At 35.2% G+C, this 18,773-nt stretch carries 21 protein-coding genes; 8 read left to right on the top strand and 13 right to left on the bottom strand.

From position 1 onward, the window contains the following. Positions 1–67: 67 nt before the first annotated feature. On the bottom strand, positions 68–1,324 hold the full coding sequence (locus tag CXF59_RS11150; protein WP_101137849.1) for an aspartate kinase: 1,257 nt from the start codon (positions 1,322–1,324) through the stop codon (positions 68–70). A 47-nt stretch (positions 1,325–1,371) separates the two neighbouring features. Beyond that, positions 1,372–1,854, bottom strand: a complete 483-nt coding sequence (locus tag CXF59_RS11145; RefSeq protein ID WP_101137848.1) for a GNAT family N-acetyltransferase — start codon at positions 1,852–1,854, stop codon at positions 1,372–1,374. A 168-nt stretch (positions 1,855–2,022) separates the two neighbouring features. Between CXF59_RS11145 and fbp the strand changes: the two genes are divergently transcribed. After that, positions 2,023–3,042, top strand: a complete 1,020-nt coding sequence (gene fbp, locus CXF59_RS11140) for a class 1 fructose-bisphosphatase (protein WP_101137847.1) — start codon at positions 2,023–2,025, stop codon at positions 3,040–3,042. A gap of 41 nt (positions 3,043–3,083) precedes the next feature. Here the strand turns inward: fbp and CXF59_RS11135 are convergent, their stop codons facing one another. After that, the gene (locus tag CXF59_RS11135) at positions 3,084–3,512 is read right to left on the bottom strand and encodes a fructose 1,6-bisphosphatase (protein WP_101137846.1); all 429 of its coding nucleotides are present in this window, start codon (positions 3,510–3,512) and stop codon (positions 3,084–3,086) included. Between the two features lie 195 nt (positions 3,513–3,707). Between CXF59_RS11135 and CXF59_RS11130 the strand changes: the two genes are divergently transcribed. The 3 genes from CXF59_RS11130 to CXF59_RS11120 are packed head-to-tail and all read left to right on the top strand — an operon-like array spanning position 3,708 to position 6,303. Then, positions 3,708–4,301 (top strand): HupE/UreJ family protein, encoded by a 594-nt coding sequence (locus CXF59_RS11130; protein ID WP_101137845.1) that lies wholly within the window; start codon positions 3,708–3,710, stop codon positions 4,299–4,301. Between the two features lies 1 nt (position 4,302). Further along, positions 4,303–4,734: a dCMP deaminase family protein gene (locus CXF59_RS11125; RefSeq protein WP_101138531.1), complete on the top strand. Its 432-nt coding sequence runs from the start codon at positions 4,303–4,305 to the stop codon at positions 4,732–4,734. Then, the gene (locus tag CXF59_RS11120; protein ID WP_101137844.1) at positions 4,735–6,303 is read left to right on the top strand and encodes a S41 family peptidase; all 1,569 of its coding nucleotides are present in this window, start codon (positions 4,735–4,737) and stop codon (positions 6,301–6,303) included. Between the two features lie 110 nt (positions 6,304–6,413). On the opposite strand, the gene CXF59_RS11115 is transcribed toward CXF59_RS11120, so the two are convergent. From CXF59_RS11115 to CXF59_RS11105, 3 genes are read right to left on the bottom strand one after another with little or no spacing between them, the layout of a single operon-like run. Beyond that, positions 6,414–7,163: a 1-acyl-sn-glycerol-3-phosphate acyltransferase gene (locus CXF59_RS11115; protein WP_101137843.1), complete on the bottom strand. Its 750-nt coding sequence runs from the start codon at positions 7,161–7,163 to the stop codon at positions 6,414–6,416. A gap of 56 nt (positions 7,164–7,219) precedes the next feature. Then, positions 7,220–7,825: an FAD-dependent oxidoreductase gene (locus CXF59_RS11110; RefSeq protein ID WP_101137842.1), complete on the bottom strand. Its 606-nt coding sequence runs from the start codon at positions 7,823–7,825 to the stop codon at positions 7,220–7,222. A 2-nt stretch (positions 7,826–7,827) separates the two neighbouring features. Continuing rightward, positions 7,828–8,031, bottom strand: a complete 204-nt coding sequence (locus CXF59_RS11105) for a hypothetical protein (protein WP_101137841.1) — start codon at positions 8,029–8,031, stop codon at positions 7,828–7,830. A 954-nt stretch (positions 8,032–8,985) separates the two neighbouring features. On the opposite strand from CXF59_RS11105, the gene CXF59_RS11095 reads away from it, so the two are divergent. The 4 genes from CXF59_RS11095 (at position 8,986) to CXF59_RS11080 (ending at position 14,295) form a co-directional block, all read left to right on the top strand. Then, positions 8,986–9,552 carry a DUF3109 family protein gene (locus CXF59_RS11095; protein WP_101137840.1) on the top strand — a complete coding sequence of 189 codons (567 nt, stop codon included), beginning with the start codon at positions 8,986–8,988 and terminating at the stop codon, positions 9,550–9,552. 262 nt (positions 9,553–9,814) lie between these two features. Further along, on the top strand, positions 9,815–10,792 hold the full coding sequence (locus CXF59_RS11090) for a ribonucleotide-diphosphate reductase subunit beta (RefSeq protein ID WP_101137839.1): 978 nt from the start codon (positions 9,815–9,817) through the stop codon (positions 10,790–10,792). Positions 10,793–11,012: 220 nt separating this feature from the next. Next, positions 11,013–13,436, top strand: a complete 2,424-nt coding sequence (locus CXF59_RS11085; RefSeq protein ID WP_101137838.1) for a ribonucleoside-diphosphate reductase subunit alpha — start codon at positions 11,013–11,015, stop codon at positions 13,434–13,436. A gap of 358 nt (positions 13,437–13,794) precedes the next feature. Continuing rightward, positions 13,795–14,295 (top strand): RDD family protein, encoded by a 501-nt coding sequence (locus tag CXF59_RS11080; RefSeq protein WP_101137837.1) that lies wholly within the window; start codon positions 13,795–13,797, stop codon positions 14,293–14,295. Positions 14,296–14,434: 139 nt separating this feature from the next. Here CXF59_RS11080 and CXF59_RS11075 read toward each other — a convergent pair whose 3' ends face one another. The 7 genes from CXF59_RS11075 to CXF59_RS15120 all read right to left on the bottom strand — a co-directional run bounded on the left by CXF59_RS11075 (position 14,435) and on the right by CXF59_RS15120 (position 18,761). Then, positions 14,435–15,169 (bottom strand): hypothetical protein, encoded by a 735-nt coding sequence (locus tag CXF59_RS11075; RefSeq protein WP_101138530.1) that lies wholly within the window; start codon positions 15,167–15,169, stop codon positions 14,435–14,437. A 158-nt stretch (positions 15,170–15,327) separates the two neighbouring features. Beyond that, positions 15,328–15,762, bottom strand: a complete 435-nt coding sequence (locus CXF59_RS11070) for an OsmC family protein (protein WP_101137836.1) — start codon at positions 15,760–15,762, stop codon at positions 15,328–15,330. Positions 15,763–15,765: 3 nt separating this feature from the next. Further along, positions 15,766–16,497 carry a cysteine hydrolase gene (locus CXF59_RS11065; protein WP_101137835.1) on the bottom strand — a complete coding sequence of 244 codons (732 nt, stop codon included), beginning with the start codon at positions 16,495–16,497 and terminating at the stop codon, positions 15,766–15,768. 196 nt (positions 16,498–16,693) lie between these two features. Further along, a complete protein-coding gene (locus CXF59_RS11060; protein ID WP_101137834.1) occupies positions 16,694–17,227 on the bottom strand; it encodes a carboxymuconolactone decarboxylase family protein in 534 nt (177 codons plus the stop codon). 434 nt (positions 17,228–17,661) lie between these two features. Continuing rightward, complete coding sequence (trxA, locus tag CXF59_RS11055) at positions 17,662–17,982, bottom strand: thioredoxin (RefSeq protein ID WP_101137833.1); 321 nt, start codon at positions 17,980–17,982, stop codon at positions 17,662–17,664. A 59-nt stretch (positions 17,983–18,041) separates the two neighbouring features. Beyond that, positions 18,042–18,575, bottom strand: coding sequence for a carboxymuconolactone decarboxylase family protein (locus CXF59_RS11050; protein WP_101137832.1), 534 nt, complete (start codon positions 18,573–18,575; stop codon positions 18,042–18,044). Between the two features lie 27 nt (positions 18,576–18,602). After that, a complete protein-coding gene (locus CXF59_RS15120; RefSeq protein ID WP_198554687.1) occupies positions 18,603–18,761 on the bottom strand; it encodes a hypothetical protein in 159 nt (52 codons plus the stop codon). Positions 18,762–18,773 lie beyond the last annotated feature (12 nt).

Here is an 18,773-nt window from a genome sequence, read left to right as displayed (position 1 = left end):
AAATCAAAAGTAGTGTATTCTATAGAATTATGGGCAACAGGATGCTAAAGCGGGTAAAGAATAGATTTTAATTTTCGCTAGTCACAATTTGCATTGTTTCTGTACTGATCTGTTTTAAAATCACTTTTTTGCCATTTTCTACTGTTTGAGCAGCGGAATCATTAAAATGTCTAATAGTATATAAAGTCACATTCTGGCTATAGTCCACTTTAAATTTTTTTGATAAAATAGCATTCAACTCGTTGAAGTTGTAAAATTTATCTTCGACGCATACTGAAAAGCTAATAGCGGTATTCTGAATTAAATTTACTTTCAATTTAAACTCATGGAATAAAGAAAATATCTCACTGATATTTTCTTCCATAATAAAGGAGAAATCAATAGATGAAAGTGAAATAAGCAATTGGTTTCTTTTAACGATGAAGCAAGGTAAATATGGCTCTAAGTTAACTCCTCTTGATACACTTGTTCCTTTTAATAAAGGATTAATAAAGGACTTTACATACAAAGGAATTTCCTTTCTTTGTAAAGGTTGTAATGTTTTTGGATGAATAACTGTTGCCCCATAAAAGGCTAATTCAATGGCTTCACGGTAAGAGATCTGATTTAATAAACTAGCATTCTCAAAATAGCGTGGATCGGCATTCATCACTCCAGGAACATCCTTCCAGATAGTAACGCTGTCAGCATTCAAGCAATAAGCAAAAATTGCAGCGGTATAATCAGACCCTTCACGGCCTAATGTCGTTGTGAAATTATTTTCATCAGAACCCAAGAATCCTTGGGTAATGTTCAATGTTTTTCTTTTTACATTTTTCGAAATATTCTTATGGGTAAGATCCCAGTCTACTGTGGCATCTCTATAATTAGAATCTGTCTTTATGAAGTTTCGAACGTCAATCCATTGTGTTTTTATATCCATATGGTTCATGAAATGAGCAAGTATAGTGGTCGATATCAATTCACCATAGCTGACCACTTGGTCATAAACAAAATCATAGTTGGGGGATTTGTTATGTGCCAAAAAATAATCAAGATCAGAAAACTGCGCTTTTACAGCAGTAAAAACAGCGTTACTATCATCTTCAAATAAATCCAATAAGATTTGATTGTGGTATTTTTTCACTTCTTGAACTGAAGATTGCAGTGCTGAAGACTTATCGAAATAATCTTTTATAACTACTTCAAGAGCGTTCGTGGTTTTCCCCATTGCAGAGACAACCAATAAAACATCCTCATAGCCTACCTTTTGTAAAACATCATAAACGTTTTTAATTCCCTCAGCATCTTTTACAGATGCACCTCCAAATTTGAATACTCTCATAATAATAAAAATTCCAATATTTTAAATTCCATTGAATAAATGGAATTCTATTTCTTTAGCTTACTGTCTACGAATTGGTTGACTCCCTCTTCGTCCATTTGTACTACGTACCAATCTCTAAGTACTTTGGCGCCTGATTTTTCATAAAAATCAATTGCCGGAGTGTTCCAGTCTAGGACATTCCATTCCACCCTGCGTACCTGATCTTTTTTACCTTGTTTGATGATTTCCGAATACAAGGCATAGCCAGCTCCTGTGCCGCGCATTTTTTCTTTTACCACGAGGTCTTCTAAATGTATAGTTTTGCCTTTCCAGGTAGAGTAACGATAGTAGTACAAAGCAATTCCCACAATCTCCGACTCCACTTCAGCTACAAAAACATGAAATAAAGGGGTGGGCCCAAATCCGTCGCGGATTAAATCATCTACATTAATCAAGACGGCATCTGGTTCCTTTTCAAAATCGGCTAATTCTTGAATTAATTCGAGAACAGCGGTCATATCTTCGGGGGTTCCTTTTCTAATAATCATAAATTCGTGTTTTAAAGGTCAAAAAATTAAATTAAAGTTTTCTAGACCCGTAATTTAGGCATTATATCAGCAAATATACAATACTGATAAACTAAGTAAATTTTATTCAATTCATTTTCACAAAAAAAGCGATATTTGTGAATTCAAATTAACTACAACGATTTCGTAATGAGAGAACGCAACAAAACCTTAGGGGAATTTATTATTGAGAACCAAAATGCCTTTCAATATTCATCTGGCGAATTATCCCGAATTATCAATTCGATTCGATTAGCAGCCAAGGTAGTTAACTACAAAGTTAATAAAGCAGGGCTTGTTGATATAGTAGGCGCCGCTGGTGAACAAAATATTCAAGGGGAAGACCAGCAGAAACTAGATGTTTATGCCAATGAAGTTTTTATTCAAACATTAATAAATCGTGAAATTGTATGCGGAATAGCTTCTGAAGAAAATGACGAATTTATTACTGTTGAAGGAAGTGATAATAGCCACAATAATAAATATGTTGTATTAATGGATCCACTCGATGGTTCATCAAATATAGACGTAAACGTTTCTGTGGGAACTATTTTTTCGGTCTATACAAGAATAACTCCAATAGGAACTCCCGTAACTATAGATGATTTTTTACAACCTGGAACGAGTCAAGTTGCTGCCGGATATGTAATTTACGGAACATCGACCATGATTGTTTATACAACAGGGTATGGTGTAAATGGCTTTACTTTAAATCCTGCAATTGGAACATTTTACTTATCACATCCTAACATGCAGTTTTCTGAAGATGGACATATTTATTCAATCAATGAAGGAAATTATATACACTTTCCTCAGGGGGTTAAAGATTACATAAAGTACTGCCAGTCAGAAGAAGAGGATAGGCCTTATACTTCCCGTTATATAGGAAGTTTAGTTTCTGATATCCATAGAAATATGATTAAGGGTGGGATTTACATTTACCCAACAAGTACTAAAGCTCCAAAAGGGAAATTACGTTTGTTGTATGAATGCAATCCAATGGCTTTTATTGTAGAGCAGGCGGGTGGAAAAGCATCAGATGGGTTTGGAAGAATAATGGAAATTGAACCAACTGAATTACACGAACGGGTGCCGTTTTTCTGTGGTAGTTACAATATGGTTGAAAAAGCAGAAGAGTTCATGCACAAAGCAAAATTAAGTAAATACTAAAATAATAGAAAAGAGCCCTGAAATTCAGGGCTCTTTTTATTTTATAGATGTTTTTCCATTTCTGAAACAAAATCATCAATATCTGTCTTGTTATCTACCAACAAAAGGGCTTCAGCTACAACTATGTCTACATTTTGCAGAGTGAAACCGATTCCTAAACAAAGTTTTTTCAACATAACTTCTTGGTTGTCTCCCAAAAGGTGATCAACACGGACTATTCTGGCTAAATCGTACAAACGCTCTAATCTCATTGAATTTAAGTAAGGAGGGTTGATCGGGTACTTTGAAGGGTTTTCTAAAATCTCTACATATTCTGCAGGAGAAATCTCAAGCCTAATGGCTAATTTATCTAAAAACTCTTTTTCTTCAGGGGCAAAAAACCCGTCTGCTAATGCTAATCTAACTATAGAAGAAAAGTGACCTTTGTTTCTTTGTTTGAATTCGCTATCAAATAAATCTGAAAATGACATAATTAAGTGTATTTTTTTATGGTGCAAATATAAATCATTTTTTAAATTATTAATTTATTTTGGTTTTAAATTTTATTTTATAATTGTAGCTGTAGCTTATTCAAATATAAATTTAGGATTTGAGTCTTCAGTTCTACCATTTTCAAAATAAATCGTAAGTTTACAATCCCTTTATCAACTGTAATTATAGTACCTATGTCAGAATTTTTAATTTATTTTCAAATAGGATTAAAACACGTTTTGGATATTCATGCTTACGATCATGTTTTGTTTCTCATAGCTTTAGTTGTCCCGTTTTCTTTTAAAGATTGGAAACAAATCATACTCTTAATAACGCTTTTTACGATAGGTCATACAATGGCTTTATTACTTTCTGTATTCGGTATTATTGCCGTTAAAGTAAATGTAGTCGAACTTTTAATCCCAATTACCATATTGATCACCGCTTTCTTTAATCTGTTTACCGCCGGTAAGTCAAATAAAAAAGAAAGTATAAATCTGGTTTTTTTTGTCACTCTTTTCTTCGGTATTATACATGGATTAGGATTTTCTAATTATTTTAAGGCTATCCTTGGCGGAAGCGCCATATCAAAATTACTGCCTTTGGCGGAATTTGCGGTAGGAATTGAAGCCGCACAAATTATTGTGGTTTTTATAGTATTGATTATATCGTATATTGTACAAACGGTTTTTAGATTCTCTAAAAGGGATTGGACCTTGGTGATGTCAGCATTTATAATAGGGGTAGTATTGCCGATGATAATTGAAAATGAAATTTGGTCGAGATAAAATGGAAGCAAAAAAATTAAATAAATACGATAAGGCTTATCTGAGGATTGCTACTGAATGGGGGAGTTTGTCTTATTGTAAACGCAAACAAGTAGGGGCAATCATCGTTCGTGACCGAATGATAATCTCAGATGGTTATAATGGAACACCAAGCGGTTTTGAAAACTGCTGTGAGGATAGTGAAGGGCTGACTCGATGGGATGTCTTACATGCGGAAGCAAATGCCATCCTAAAAGTGGCAAGATCCACACAGTCCTGTGAAGGATCTACTCTCTACATCACCTTGTCACCATGTAAAGAGTGCAGTAAGTTGATACATCAATCTGGAATAAAAAGAGTGGTGTATCACAAAGGCTACCGTGATGATTCAGGAATTCAGTTTTTAATAAAAGCTGGTGTGATTGTTGAGCATATCTCAATTTTAGAAGAATAGATGAAAACTAACGTTAAATACCTGCCAATACTAATTGGCGCAACCCTTGCGCTTGGGATTGTTATTGGCGGGTGGTTAAATACTTTTAATGGGAATCATTTTTTTGTTGAAAATAGTTCTAAGACTAAAATCAATAAATTGATTGATTTTATCGACAATGAATATGTAGATAATGTAAATACCGATTCTATTGTAAATATTACGGTTGACAATATTCTAAGTCATCTTGATCCACATTCTGTTTATATTTCTCCAAGTGAACAAACCCAAGTTGCTGAGAGCATGAAAGGTGATTTTGTTGGTATTGGGGTTAATTTTTATATGTACAAAGATTCTGTGGCGATAATAAGACCCGTTGAGAATGGTCCTTCGGCTAAAGCGGGAATACAGGCAGGGGATAGGATTTTATATGCAGATAAAACAAAATTATTTGGACGTAAATTACCCAGTGATAGCCTTTTTTCTAAGTTAAAAGGAGAACAGGGTTCTGTGGTGGAGCTTACTATTTACAGAAAATCTGCTGATAAGAAAATGAAAATTAAGATAAAGCGAGGGGTTGTTCCTTTGAAAAGTGTCGATGCGGCAGTGCTTTTGAATGATACTATGGGTTATATAAAAATCAATCGTTTTGCAGAAACAACGTTTGAAGAATTTCAAAATGGGTTGGTCAAATTAAAAAAAGAAGGAGCAAGAGCACTTGTAATCGATCTTCGAGATAATGGAGGCGGATATATGGAAGAGGCAATAGACATTGCGGATGAATTATTAAAAGACAAGCAATTAATCGTTTTTACTAAAAATAAAAAAGGCAGGATACAAAAAACATACGCGACTAAAAAGGGAGCTTTTGAAGTGGGTAAAGTATTTGTATTGTTAAATGAAAACAGTGCTTCGGCGAGTGAAATTCTGGCGGGGGCGATTCAAGATAACGATAGGGGTATCATTGTGGGACGTCGTTCTTTTGGGAAAGGATTGGTACAACGGGAAATGGATTTTGACGATGGTTCGGCGGTTCGTTTGACGGTGGCAAGATATTATACACCTACAGGGCGCTCTATACAAAAGCCCTACCTCAAAGGGAATGAAGAATATTTTAATGAGTCGGAAAGGCGTTTTGAGAACGGCGAACTATATGAAAAAGACAGTATTAAAGTAGCGGATAGTTTAAAATTCAAAACACCAAAAGGGAAAATTGTTTACGGCGGCGGCGGTATTGTTCCGGATATTTTTGTTCCTCTCGAAGTGGAGCATGGAAATGAAAATACAGTTTACTTGATGAAATCCGGAATCGTGGTAAATTTTGTTTTTGAGCAATTAGATAAAAACAGAATGACTTTCAAAGGGTTGTCTTTTGTGCAGTTTAAGAGTAAAATGGAGAGAACTGATTTGTATTTTAACGCTTTTCAAAAATACCTTTTGAGAAACAGGTTAGATGTAGACTTATCGAAAAACAAAGTCATAGTAAAGCGCTATCTCACGGCTGAATTTGCCCGGCAATTGTATGGGGAAAGCAACTATTACGAAATTGTTTTAAAAGAGGATGCAATGGTTAAAGCAGTGCTGAAATAGAATTTTCAATGTCAAATGTAAAAATTTATTGCAATTTTAAATAAATAGGGGGTTTAATATTGGATACTTCATTGCAATCTAACACCTTTATCTTGTAACCTCTACGTTCCTTATATTAGGTCATTCCAGTCTTTCCGGAAACGAATAAGTTCTTTGTCAATTAGGTCTTTCGATGTTTTTAACAGAAATTCCACATCATCAGAATATAGAGGAGGGAAATATGTCATTTTGATCTCAGTGGTCCGTTTTCCAAAGCATTTTATGAAATGTGGAATAAATGTATCGTTGTCAATAAATGCATCTTTTTTCTCTTTATAGTCAATGGCAATAGGGATTACAGCTGCTTTTATTTTTGTTGCCATTGCAAATGAGCCGTAATTAAAGTCGGTCGTTGTGGGTAAAATATGTGTTGTTCCTTCCGGAAAATTAATAACCGAATGTCCTTGGCTAAGTGCTTCTTTGATCTTTTCGCAGGTGTTTTGTCTGCTTTCACAATCGTTTCTATCAACAAAAATAACTCCTGATATTTTGCAGATGTATCCTATAAGAGGCCATGATGCAACTTCCTTTTTTCCTACGGGAAAGGTTTGCCTGTGATTCAACATCACTATTGGGTCAAAATACGAACGGTGATTAGCAACAATCAGTCCTCGTACAGTAGGAGGGTCTCCGTAAATATGGAGGCGGATGCCAAGCAGAGAGTTTAGTAGGCTAATTAAAAAATCACGAAATAAAAGAGCATTTCGTGAAGTTGCTTCTTTGCTCCAAAACAAGCTTGCTAAATAGAAAAGAAGAGAGAAGAAAGAAATATATATTATAAAAAGAATCAGTCTCGTTAGGCCTAATAAAAATGATAGCATAATGTGTTTTGTAAAAAAGGTAAAACTAACATTATTTTCGAATAATTAAGTGGGTTTTATCTAATACTATCGTGAACATGTGTCTGAACACCGTTATTCCAACGAGTGAGAATATCTGTGGCTACTGCAGCACCGCTTCCGGCGGCAATGGCAAGTTGACTTCTCCAACCTGCAAGAGTTCCTGCTACGTAGATGCCTTCAGCAACTTTATGGTCGGTGTTGTGTAATTGGATTCTTTGTTTTTCCGGTAATGATTTTTGATGGGGCTCGACAAACTGCATCAGCCCTTCAATTGAAAAAGTATTTGCAGCGCCAATAGCGACTACGATTGCTTTTGTTTTATACGTGCTTTTGTTTGTCGTAACAGTAAAATCTGGAGATTGCCCTTCAACTCTCAATATTTTTTCATTTGGTATTTGAGTGATGTGAGGGTAGAGTTGGGATAAGTGTCCTGTGCTTTTCATTAACAAATCTGAACCCAATGCTCCTGCAGGAATTCCGTATGCGTTATTAAAAACAGCTTCCTGGAGTGATGATGATTTTTGATGGGTGAAAACTCCAATTTCTTTTTCGGCTGCAAAATCTTTATCTTTTGCAGATCCTAATACAAGAGCACATGACATTCCGGAAACGCCACCACCAAAAATTAAAACATCAAACATAACTACAGGTTGTCATTCATTTTTTCTTCAATTTTTTTAGACATTCTAAAAATCAAAAGGATTAATACAGCGCAGAATGAAGCTCCGATTCCAATAGTTGCGACCATACTGTCTCCTTGAAACGGGTGATTGAAATCTAGCAATGTAATATTGAAAATAACAAGCCCCAATGCCAGAAACACTAATATGTTAGTAAAGATTTTCATAATATGGTTTTTTTTGCCTGAATCGTAAAAAAATATTTGAGGAGTATTCTAAATTGAAACATATCTCAAAAAAATCAGATTATATTTAAAGGCTACATTAGAGGGTAAATTTATAAAAAAAAATAGTAGACAAACAAACCTTTAACATTAGTTTTGAATAATTTAACAGCTCTAGCGAGAAGAATAACCCCGAAAGCCTTACTAGCAACAGTCATTCCGTCTTTTCCTGACATCCTTTCGGTTTTAGAAGATGATTTTATTACAATGTAAGTTAAAAGGATGTTCGAAATGATCACGATTATATTATTTATAGTATAGAACTGCGAGTTTAGGGAGCGCTAAATAGTCGTCGTTCTGGCCTAGCAGTTATTGGAAACAGAATAGAGACTATGGAGGTAGGTCAACTTGCTCAATCGCGTTAGGTGCAAATTACCAGAATCATTTCTAATGCCAAAAAAACAAAGGGTTAGGTGACTTGAAAGGAGCTGACCTCAATACCAATCAGCTTTAAAAGTTCTTCACCCACAAAGAGGAATGCAATCGTAGTAAAATCCGATGCTTAAAAATCTTTTTCGGATTCAGTGGGTGTAAGTTTGAATCCTAGGGCAAGAGCATGGGAATGGCCCTAATATTTATAATTACGGCAAATAGCACCATAGCAACAGTAATTACTTCCCTTATGTCTAGTTCTCTAACGTATTTTTTATTTGCAATTTTAAACTAAATAGCGAGATTTTGATAAAGGTGAAAGTTTATTTAAATGTAATTATTTTCTTTTATTAGGTGTTCAGGTAAAGTTTTTTTGGAATTAATAATAGGATTTAATCGATAGTATGAGATTATAAATTGGAAGAGGCATTTGTTCCTCGCCTCATATAAAAAGCAACATTTAACAGATATGCTTTGTCTTAGTTTGACTATCTTTGCACGGTATAATCTCAGTACCCCATAATAATGTTTCAATTAGGAAAAACCATCGTTTCAGAAGATATTTTAAGTAAAGATTTTGTTTGTAATTTAACAGCCTGTAAGGGTGCTTGTTGTGTTAACGGCGATGCCGGAGCACCGCTAAGTCTGGAGGAAACAAAAATCTTAGAAGAAATATACCCAAAGGTAAAGCCGTTCCTTCGTAAGCAGGGGATCGCCGTTATCGAGGCTCAAGGTACTTCGATAACAGGTACAGATAGTGATCTTGAAACGCCACTGATTGACGACCAAGATTGCGCATATGTAATTTATGACGGTAAAACAGCACTTTGCGGTATTGAGCAAGCTTATAATCAAGGGGTAATAGACTGGAAAAAACCTGTATCCTGTCATTTATATCCTATTCGTGTAAAAGATTTCACTGAATTTGCCGCTGTTAATTACGATAAGTGGGATATTTGTGATCCAGCCTGTTCTTTAGGCCAGGAGCTTGAGGTTCCGGTATACAAATTCGTCAAAGAAGCTTTGGTTAGAAAGTTTGGCGAAGATTGGTACCTGGAACTTGAAAAAGTGGCTGAAGGCATGAAAAAATAATTCTAGGAAAACTCAAACTTTTTATCGTGCTCAGTTTTTAAACTCCTATGTTTTACGGTGCTTTAGCTGCTATTGCGAAATTTAAGCTATTGACTGTAAAGTATTTATAGTTTTGTGAAAAACATTACGTTTTCCCCTCTTTGTTAAAAACTATAGCCGATTGTGGATAAGTTTGGCTTTTAATTATGGCAATATTTTACAATCTTTGTAAAGCACGAAATACTTAAGAATTCGTTTAAATCAAAAAAAACAAACAACAACAATGTCACAAATTGAACCAATTTTACAAGAGAATAAAAATCGTTTCGTAATTTTTCCTATCAAACATCATGATATCTGGGAATGGTATAAGAAGATGGAGGCTAGTTTTTGGACTGCAGAAGAAATCGATTTATCGCAAGATTTGAATGACTGGAACAATAAGTTGAATGATGATGAAAGGTATTTCGTGAAACACATTCTTGCCTTTTTTGCTGCTTCTGATGGAATTGTAAATGAAAACTTAGCAGAAAATTTTGTGAACGAAGTGCAATATGCTGAAGCAAAATTCTTTTATGGTTTTCAAATTATGATGGAGAATATTCATAGTGAGACCTATTCATTATTGATTGATACCTATGTAAGAGACGAAGCTGAAAAGGACAAATTGTTCAATGCATTGGAAGTTTTTCCAGCTATTAAGAAAAAAGCGGACTGGGCTTTACAGTGGATAGAATCTGATTCGTTTGCGGAGCGATTAATCGCTTTTGCGGCCGTTGAAGGGATTTTCTTTTCAGGAGCATTTTGTTCTATTTATTGGTTGAAGAAACGTGGCTTGATGCCGGGATTGACATTTTCTAATGAATTAATTTCTCGTGATGAAGGAGTACATTGTGATTTTGCAGTGCATCTGCATAACCATCACTTGATTAATAAGGTACCTAAAGACAGAATTAGAAGCATTATTGTAGATGCCTTGAACATAGAGAGAGAATTCATTACAGAATCTCTTCCAGTAAGTTTGATAGGTATGAACGCTGTCTTGATGACACAATATTTAGAATTTGTTGCTGATCGATTATTAGTTGAACTAGGTTGCGACAGAGAATACAATACTACGAATCCGTTTGATTTTATGGATATGATTTCTCTTCAAGGGAAAACAAATTTCTTTGAAAAGAAAGTAGCCGAATATCAAAAGTCAGGAGTTATGAATACCGATGGTGAGGCTCAGAAAATATCTTTTGACGCTGACTTTTAATTGGTAGAATCAAAGAAATCAGGTCATGAAGAAAGTGCAGGCTTAGTTGTGACGAAAAAATTATAATATTAGAAACTTTAAGTTTTTGCACCTTTATGGATAGCAGAGATGAATTACTGAAGCATAAGCGTATTATGCCTCAGCGTCCTAGTGGCAAAAAATAAATAACAAATAACAAGAAACAGCGAAGGGATTTACTGTTTTAAAAACAAACAAAAGTATGTACGTAGTAAAAAGAGACGGCCACAAAGAGCCGGTAATGTTCGACAAAATCACAGATAGAATTAAAAAGCTATGTTATGGTTTGAATGATTTGGTGGATGCCGTTAAAGTGGCAATGCGAGTGATAGAAGGACTTTATGATGGAGTTTCTACGTCAGAATTAGATAATTTAGCAGCGGAGACCGCGGCTTCGATGACTATTGCGCATCCAGATTATGCACAATTGGCAGCGAGAATTGCGATTTCAAATCTGCATTCGAATACAACAAAATCATTTTCGGAAACAATGACCGAAATGTTTGAATATGTTAACCCAAGAAATGGACAATACGCTCCGTTAATTGCTGATGATGTATACAAAGTAATTCAGGAAAATGCTGAGTTTTTAGACTCACATATTATTTACAACAGAGATTTTAACTACGATTATTTTGGGTTCAAAACATTAGAACGTTCTTATTTGCTTAAGATAAACGGGAAAATAGTGGAGAGACCACAACATATGTTAATGCGTGTTTCTGTTGGGATCCACTTAGATGATTTAGAATCGGTTTTAGAGACCTATGACTTAATGTCTAAGAAATTCTTTACACATGCGACACCAACATTATTTAATGCAGGAACACCAAAACCTCAAATGTCTTCTTGTTTCCTTTTGGCTATGCAAGATGATAGTATTGACGGGATATATGATACGTTGAAACAAACGGCAAAAATCTCTCAATCAGCAGGTGGTGTAGGACTTTCTATTCACAATGTTCGTGCAACAGGTTCTTACATTCGCGGTACAAATGGAACATCAAATGGTATTGTTCCTATGTTGAGAGTATTTAACGATACAGCACGTTATGTAGATCAGGGTGGCGGAAAGCGTAAAGGGAGTTTTGCTATTTATATCGAAACTTGGCATGCAGATGTTTTTGATTTCTTGGATTTGAAAAAAAACACAGGAAAAGAAGAGATGCGTGCGCGAGATTTATTCTTTGCGATGTGGACTTCTGATTTGTTTATGAAAAGAGTTCAGGAAAACGGGAAATGGACTTTAATGTGTCCTAGCGAATGTCCTGGGTTGTACGATGTATATGGTGAGGAATTTGAGAAAATGTACATTGGCTATGAAGAAGCGGGCAAAGGAAGAAAAACAATTAAAGCACAGGAATTGTGGGAGAAAATTCTAGAATCTCAAATTGAGACTGGAACACCGTACATGTTGTACAAAGATGCCGCTAACCGCAAATCAAATCAAAAGAATTTAGGAACAATACGTTCGTCAAACCTGTGTACCGAAATTATGGAGTACACTTCTCCTGATGAGGTAGCTGTTTGTAACCTAGCGTCACTCTCATTACCTATGTTTGTAGAGAACGGTAAGTTTGATCACGAAGCACTTTATAACGTAACGAAACGTGTAACCAGAAACTTGAATAAAGTTATCGATAGAAATTACTATCCGGTAAAAGAAGCAGAGAATTCTAACCTGCGTCACAGACCAATTGGTCTTGGAGTACAAGGCCTAGCGGATGCTTTTATCATGTTGCGTTTGCCTTTTACATCTGATGAGGCTAAAAAATTGAATCAGGAAATCTTTGAAACATTATATTTTGCTGCTGTAACCGCCTCTATGGAAATGGCAAAAGTGGAAGGTCCTTATTCAACATTCAAAGGGTCGCCAATCTCTCAGGGAGAATTCCAGCACAATCTTTGGAATATTAAAGATGAGGAATTATCAGGCCGTTGGGACTGGGCATCATTAAGAAAAGAAGTAATGGAGCACGGAGTTCGCAATTCATTATTGGTTGCGCCAATGCCTACTGCTTCGACTTCTCAAATTTTAGGAAATAACGAAGCATTCGAACCTTATACGTCTAACATTTACACCCGTCGTGTATTGTCTGGTGAGTTCATCGTGGTAAACAAACATTTATTGCATGATTTAGTAGATCTTGGTTTATGGAATGAAACCATGAAACAGGAACTAATGAGAAATAACGGTTCTGTTCAAGATTTAGATATTCCTCAAGACTTGAAAGACTTGTATAAAACAGTTTGGGAAATGTCGATGAAAGACATTATCGATATGTCACGTCATCGCGGTTATTTTGTAGATCAATCTCAATCATTGAACTTGTTTATGCAAAATGCCAATTATTCAAAACTAACTTCTATGCACTTTTATGCGTGGCAGTCTGGATTGAAAACCGGAATGTATTACTTGAGAACTAAAGCGGCAGTTGATGCGATAAAATTCACATTGAACAACGATAAAAAAGCAGAACCAATTGAAGTGATGTCTAAACCGGCTCCGGCAGCAGCTCCAGTAGCTGTTGAAGCGGCAGTAGAGATGAGTTCTGAAGAGTACAGAGCGATGATCGAACTGGCTAAAAATGCAGGCCCGGATGATTGTGAAATGTGTGGGTCTTAATTAGAAAATAGAAAATAGAATAAAGAGAAACAGCTATCAAATTTTTGGTAGCTGTTTTTTTATGTTACACTTTTTTAGCATTGTAGCGATTTCCCGTCTCGTCCTTAAGACGAGATTACAATCTTTTTCACTTGTTGTCCACACTCGCTTTTCAAGCGAACTTCAACGGAAGTAAAAAAGGATTTATCCCTGCGCTTTGGGACAATCAGGGCCATGGATGTAATGTAAATACAGTATCTAAGAACCAAAAATAAACTTGTAATAATGAATACTCTGATTAATATTTTAATATTAATTGCTTATATTTGAGTAGGTTAATACGAGTTTTGTTCTTTTTGGTGTCTAAAAAACTGGTAATATGAAAAATAAAAAATTTACAATTACAGAGAATGTACTTGCTTCACAAGGACAACGTTTCCTGAACCTAATAATCGACTTAGTCTTTATTTACATCCTTATTTTGAGTGTAGGAACTACTATTGTCTTAATAGCCGAAGCCACAAATAACTTTGCTGTTTCTAGCTGGGTTGAAAATATGAATTTAGTAGAAATTATTGCATACGGATTGCTAATACTGTTTTTGTATTACTTTTTAACCGAAGTTTATTTCTCCCGAACACTGGCGAAATTAGTTACGCGAACTATTGTTGTTACAAGTGATGGTTCAAAACCCACGATCAAAATGATTTTTATCAGAACCTTAAGTCGGTTTATTGTTTTTGAAGGCTTGTCTTATTTAGGCTCGATTTCCAGAGGCTGGCATGATAGTCTTTCGGGTACCTACGTGGTTAAGAAAAAGAGACTGGCAAAAAGCAAACGGTTTTTTAATAACCCAGAAGAATTTGGAAAAGCAGAATAATACAAACCCCAAGTACCTCTGTGGGACTGGGGTTTTCTTATCGTATTCAATTATAGTGTTCTGAATTAAAAAAAGAGAGACTCATATGGTCTCCTTTTTGGATTAACAGTAACGAGTAGTATTCTGTAAATATTAAAATTTATAATTCAGTAAACGGATCTATCCCATTATTAATTTCTTCGATCGATTGTCCTGTCTTAACATTTTCTAGTTTTAAATCAATTAAGCCTTTATGGCTTGTTGCAATCTTTAGATTGTTTTGAAGTATTTTCCAATCTTCCCAAGTTGTTTCCAGTCCGCCCACAGGAATAATGCTAACCCACATGCGCCACGCTTTTGGCATATAATTTTTGTCTAATAACCATACATAGGAATCTCCAGGTGTGCTTCCGCCAGAAGCATAAGTAATCATTAGAGCTTCTTGATTATCCTGCATCACGATACTTCTGGTAGTACCAGCGTCTCGTAATTTGAAAGGCGCAATAAGCCAGAAGGAATCATTATTAAAGTGGTCATTTGCTTTTTTTATAGCATCTGCTTTTTCAGAGTCGGTGAGTTTTTTATCGTTTTCATAAGCCACGCCTTCTAACGTTTGAGTATTATAAAGCACTTTTTGACTATCCCACTCTACTTGCACTAAATTGCGTTCTTTGTCCCAGAGGTAATGATGATTTCCTCTAAAGCTAAAAGAAACTGCAGCTGTAGTATCCCAAGCTTTTTGATTAATAGCCTCCTGAATTTTGTCAGTAAGTTGTTCTGCTTTTAGTCCTTGCTGTCCTACAGGTAGTGTCTTGCTTATAAAATACAAGAACCCTGCAATCGAGATAGTAAGGCCAAGAATAATAATGGCAATGATTTTGAGGAATTTTTTCATTATTTTTAAGATTGTATTATTTTTTAATAATCTCAAAAGTACTAAAATAAGAGTATCTGTACCAAATGTTTCTGGGTTTGTTAGCATACAACAAAGGGTTTAGCTTATTAAAGCCAAACCCTTTGTGTCCAAATTTGTGATGGTATATGAAGTTATTATTAAACCAAAACCTTTTCTGCCTCTTCAGTAAGTTCTACTGCGTTTTCTATACTCCACTCGCCTTCAATCATGCGGTGAACATAACATGCATCGGCTTGTTTAAGTAATTCCCTTTTTTGTTCTGCATTTAAGTCGCCTTCAATTTTAATTTTAGCAGTAACATGAGTACTTAGTTTTCCGGCTTCACCGCGTTTTACGTTTAGTTCAAATTCGCCGTCAACTTCTCCAATTTCCCATTTATTTTTTCTGGCAATGTAGCGCACAGTAGCTACCTTACACATCGCAATACTAGAGAGAATTAAATCCTCAGGTGAAAACCCTAAATCGGTTCCTGCGCTTGCTGTAGGCTCATCACCTACAATTGCATGTCTACCGTTTGTAATTAAGGATTGGTATCCCGTAGGTAGGTTTTTTATGCTTATTTTCTTTCCCATTTTTTATTGTTTTTTGAAGTTTTTAATCTCAGTTACAATTTCCTCTGTAGTAAAAACATGGCTTGCAATCATTTGAAAATTTACTAAAGCCGCTTCGTAACCATTTAACCCTGGCAAAATAGCGGCAGCTGTTGCATCTTTTACTACTGCAACCTTAAAGCCGGATTCTACTAAGTCCCTCATATGAGATTCTGTGCATAAATTGGCAGACATCCCCGCTAAGATTACGTTATCAAAACCATGTTTTCTTAATTGTAAAGCCAAATCATTTGATTCGGGACCATATACTTTATGGGGACTAGTCACAATTACGTTTGTTTCTCCAATATATTTTTTGTACTGCTTTAGCCAATCGGCACCAGAGTTTTCAAACCCTACAGTTGTTAGTACACCTGTTCTATTAAACATATTGATTTTATGCATTAAGGCTTCTAGGGATCCCTCAATTTGCCAATTATGATCATGTTTGAAATAGTAGTGTGGAGATACAAAAACAGTGATATTTTCTTCTTTGGCAATTTTAAAAAGCTGATCTAAGTTTTCTACTGTATTGTTACTCATTACACTCTCTCCGACGACGCCCCAAGTTGCTCCTTCTGGGCTGAGGAAATCATTTTGAGGATCAGTAATAACAATGGCGGTTTTTGCATCTACTTCAAAACCAGGATCTGGTAATTGGGCAAATATTTGATTCGCGAATAATAATACTATTGATACTAATGTTAATTTTTTCATGATTTTAATTTTTTATAATATTTGTTAAATCACTATTCATCTTTGATTTGGTTTTTACTCCGTTTTGAGTACTTATAATTTCTCCGTTCTTAAAATAGAGTGAGGCAAGAATACTTCTCACTTTAAACTTTGCTGACAGCGCTGGGTTTTAATTAATTCAAAGGATTTTAGTTTCAATCCGTAACATCGTTATTAATCACAATTCAACAGCTAAAGGGAAATCAATAGGCACATCGGTCACATTGTGAAGAATATTGGTGACTGTAATGACTCCAATTGCAACAATTAAGTCAACCAAGTTCTCTTTAGTGTAACCCGCAGCATGAAAAGCGTTCAAAGAATCAGCTCCTATTTGTCCGTTGGATTCCGCAATGCGTTGTGCCGTTTGTGCTAAAACATTGGTTTTGTTATTCCAGCTTGCTTCTCCTTTTCTTAGTTCAATAATCTGATCGTCCGTAAAACCGTTCATTCTACCCGTCGCAGTATGTGCTGCTTGGCAGTATTTACATCCGTTTAACTGACTAACGGCCAAGTTAACCACTTCTTTTTCTTTGTTGTTTAATGAGGTCGCAGCACCTAAAAATTGCATATAGCTACCCAAGGCATTTTTAGAATGTGCCATTGCGGCATAAATGTTAGGAACAAATCCAATACCCTTTTCTAGGTTATCAAAAATGGCTTGATTGTTTTCAGAAACTTGGTCTCTTGTTGGTACGTTGAAATTTGACATGATTTTATTTTTTTGTGTATTAATAATTATATAAAATAGCTGCTTTAGTCACAATAGTACTTTGTAGTTGCTGCATTCGTTAAAAAATTTCTTGTGCTACTGCAATTAATTCAGTTAACCTTATTGGAGTCTTAAGACCTAATAAATATTTAAACCTGTCGATAACTGTCTATTTTTCTAATTAAATATCTGTTTATTAGGTAGTTGTAGTCAATATACGAAAAAAAAAATACTTTTAAGTTAAGTTGTGTTTTCCGAATAGTTATCGTTCTTTTTTTAACGCTTTTTTAAGGATAAAGAAGGGGATTCCTTCTGTTTTTTTAAAGTAGACAGTTTTTGATGCTTTTGACCATGCTGGTCCCTCAATTCATTCGATCTCTTGTGTTGCTTTTCGTTAGCGCAAGAAATGCCGTAGAGAATCAAATTCTCTGATATTAGCTTTTTACAATACTTTTTAAATAGCTTGCCATCGTTGACTTGTTTTGCACTCCGTTTTGAGTGCCTACAACTTCTCCGTTTTTAAAATAGAACAGTGCAGGAATACTTCGCACTTTAAATTGTGCTGCCAGCTCTGGGCTTTTATCTACATTGATTTTTGAAATCACCGCTGTACCTTCAAAGTCTTTCGCTAATTCTTCAAGAGTAGGGTGCAAAGCCTTACAAGGCCCACACCAGTCAGCAAAAAAGTCTACTAGCACTACATCATTCGTATTTATAGTTGTATCAAAATTTAATTTATCTAAATGTTGTATCATTTTTTCTATGTTTTAAATTGCAAAAGAGATTTTAGTATTCCTTTTTGCAAGTTTGTTAATTACAATTCTACTGCTACGGGAAAGTCAATTGCTACATCAGTAACATTATGAAATAGGTTGGTAATAGTAATAATCCCAATAGCGACAACTAAATCAACTACGTTTTCTTTAGTATAACCAGCAGCATAAAATTCTTCCAAAGCTACTGTTCCTATTTTCCCATTGTTGGCTGTAATACTTACCGCAGTTTTTACCAAAATGTTAATTTTGTTATCCCAGCTAGCAGTTCCTTTTCTTAGTTCAATAACTTGTTCGTCTGTAAATCCATTCATTTTAGCTCCAGCAGTATGTGCTGACTGGCAATACCTACATCCGTTCAATTGACTAACGGCTAGGTCAACTACTTCTTTTTCTTTTTTGCTTAATGAAGTTGCTGCTCCCGAAAATTGTAAATAGCTACCTAAAGCATTTTTTGAATGCCCCATTGCGGCATAAATATTAGGAACAAAGCCCACACCTTTTTCAAGGTTATCAAAAATGGCTTGATTGTTTTCAGAAACTTCTTCTCTTGTTGGTACGTTGAAATTTGACATGATTTTATTTTTTGTTTGAATTAATAATTATACAAATAAGTTGCTTTCGTCACAGTAGTAATCTGTGATTGTCATATTCTGGCAAAAATTCTCTTGTGTTACTGCTATTAATTGCGGTGTTTCTTTTGTAGAGCTAAGGCCTAAAACACTTTTAAAGCCTTCGACAATGGCGCGTATTGTTTTCATAATTCCTATTGT

This window comes from Flavobacterium sp. ALD4 (genome assembly GCF_002836475.1).
Taxonomy (GTDB): domain Bacteria; phylum Bacteroidota; class Bacteroidia; order Flavobacteriales; family Flavobacteriaceae; genus Flavobacterium.
Note: the sequence above shows the minus strand (reverse complement) of the source record. Positions and strands in the feature narration are given on the sequence as shown.

Excerpts from the sequence above, each read along its gene's own strand:
- CXF59_RS11150 (WP_101137849.1), bottom strand. The coding sequence starts at position 1,324 with ATGAGAGTATTCAAATTTGGAGGTGCATCTGTAAAAGATGCTGAGGGA.
- CXF59_RS11145 (WP_101137848.1), bottom strand. The coding sequence starts at position 1,854 with ATGATTATTAGAAAAGGAACCCCCGAAGATATGACCGCTGTTCTCGAA.
- fbp (WP_101137847.1), top strand. The coding sequence starts at position 2,023 with ATGAGAGAACGCAACAAAACCTTAGGGGAATTTATTATTGAGAACCAA.
- CXF59_RS11135 (WP_101137846.1), bottom strand. The coding sequence starts at position 3,512 with ATGTCATTTTCAGATTTATTTGATAGCGAATTCAAACAAAGAAACAAA.
- CXF59_RS11130 (WP_101137845.1), top strand. The coding sequence starts at position 3,708 with ATGTCAGAATTTTTAATTTATTTTCAAATAGGATTAAAACACGTTTTG.
- CXF59_RS11125 (WP_101138531.1), top strand. The coding sequence starts at position 4,303 with ATGGAAGCAAAAAAATTAAATAAATACGATAAGGCTTATCTGAGGATT.
- CXF59_RS11120 (WP_101137844.1), top strand. The coding sequence starts at position 4,735 with ATGAAAACTAACGTTAAATACCTGCCAATACTAATTGGCGCAACCCTT.
- CXF59_RS11115 (WP_101137843.1), bottom strand. The coding sequence starts at position 7,163 with ATGCTATCATTTTTATTAGGCCTAACGAGACTGATTCTTTTTATAATA.
- CXF59_RS11110 (WP_101137842.1), bottom strand. The coding sequence starts at position 7,825 with ATGTTTGATGTTTTAATTTTTGGTGGTGGCGTTTCCGGAATGTCATGT.
- CXF59_RS11105 (WP_101137841.1), bottom strand. The coding sequence starts at position 8,031 with ATGAAAATCTTTACTAACATATTAGTGTTTCTGGCATTGGGGCTTGTT.
- CXF59_RS11095 (WP_101137840.1), top strand. The coding sequence starts at position 8,986 with ATGTTTCAATTAGGAAAAACCATCGTTTCAGAAGATATTTTAAGTAAA.
- CXF59_RS11090 (WP_101137839.1), top strand. The coding sequence starts at position 9,815 with ATGTCACAAATTGAACCAATTTTACAAGAGAATAAAAATCGTTTCGTA.
- CXF59_RS11085 (WP_101137838.1), top strand. The coding sequence starts at position 11,013 with ATGTACGTAGTAAAAAGAGACGGCCACAAAGAGCCGGTAATGTTCGAC.
- CXF59_RS11080 (WP_101137837.1), top strand. The coding sequence starts at position 13,795 with ATGAAAAATAAAAAATTTACAATTACAGAGAATGTACTTGCTTCACAA.
- CXF59_RS11075 (WP_101138530.1), bottom strand. The coding sequence starts at position 15,169 with ATGAAAAAATTCCTCAAAATCATTGCCATTATTATTCTTGGCCTTACT.
- CXF59_RS11070 (WP_101137836.1), bottom strand. The coding sequence starts at position 15,762 with ATGGGAAAGAAAATAAGCATAAAAAACCTACCTACGGGATACCAATCC.
- CXF59_RS11065 (WP_101137835.1), bottom strand. The coding sequence starts at position 16,497 with ATGAAAAAATTAACATTAGTATCAATAGTATTATTATTCGCGAATCAA.
- CXF59_RS11060 (WP_101137834.1), bottom strand. The coding sequence starts at position 17,227 with ATGTCAAATTTCAACGTACCAACAAGAGACCAAGTTTCTGAAAACAAT.
- trxA (WP_101137833.1), bottom strand. The coding sequence starts at position 17,982 with ATGATACAACATTTAGATAAATTAAATTTTGATACAACTATAAATACG.
- CXF59_RS11050 (WP_101137832.1), bottom strand. The coding sequence starts at position 18,575 with ATGTCAAATTTCAACGTACCAACAAGAGAAGAAGTTTCTGAAAACAAT.
- CXF59_RS15120 (WP_198554687.1), bottom strand. The coding sequence starts at position 18,761 with ATGAAAACAATACGCGCCATTGTCGAAGGCTTTAAAAGTGTTTTAGGC.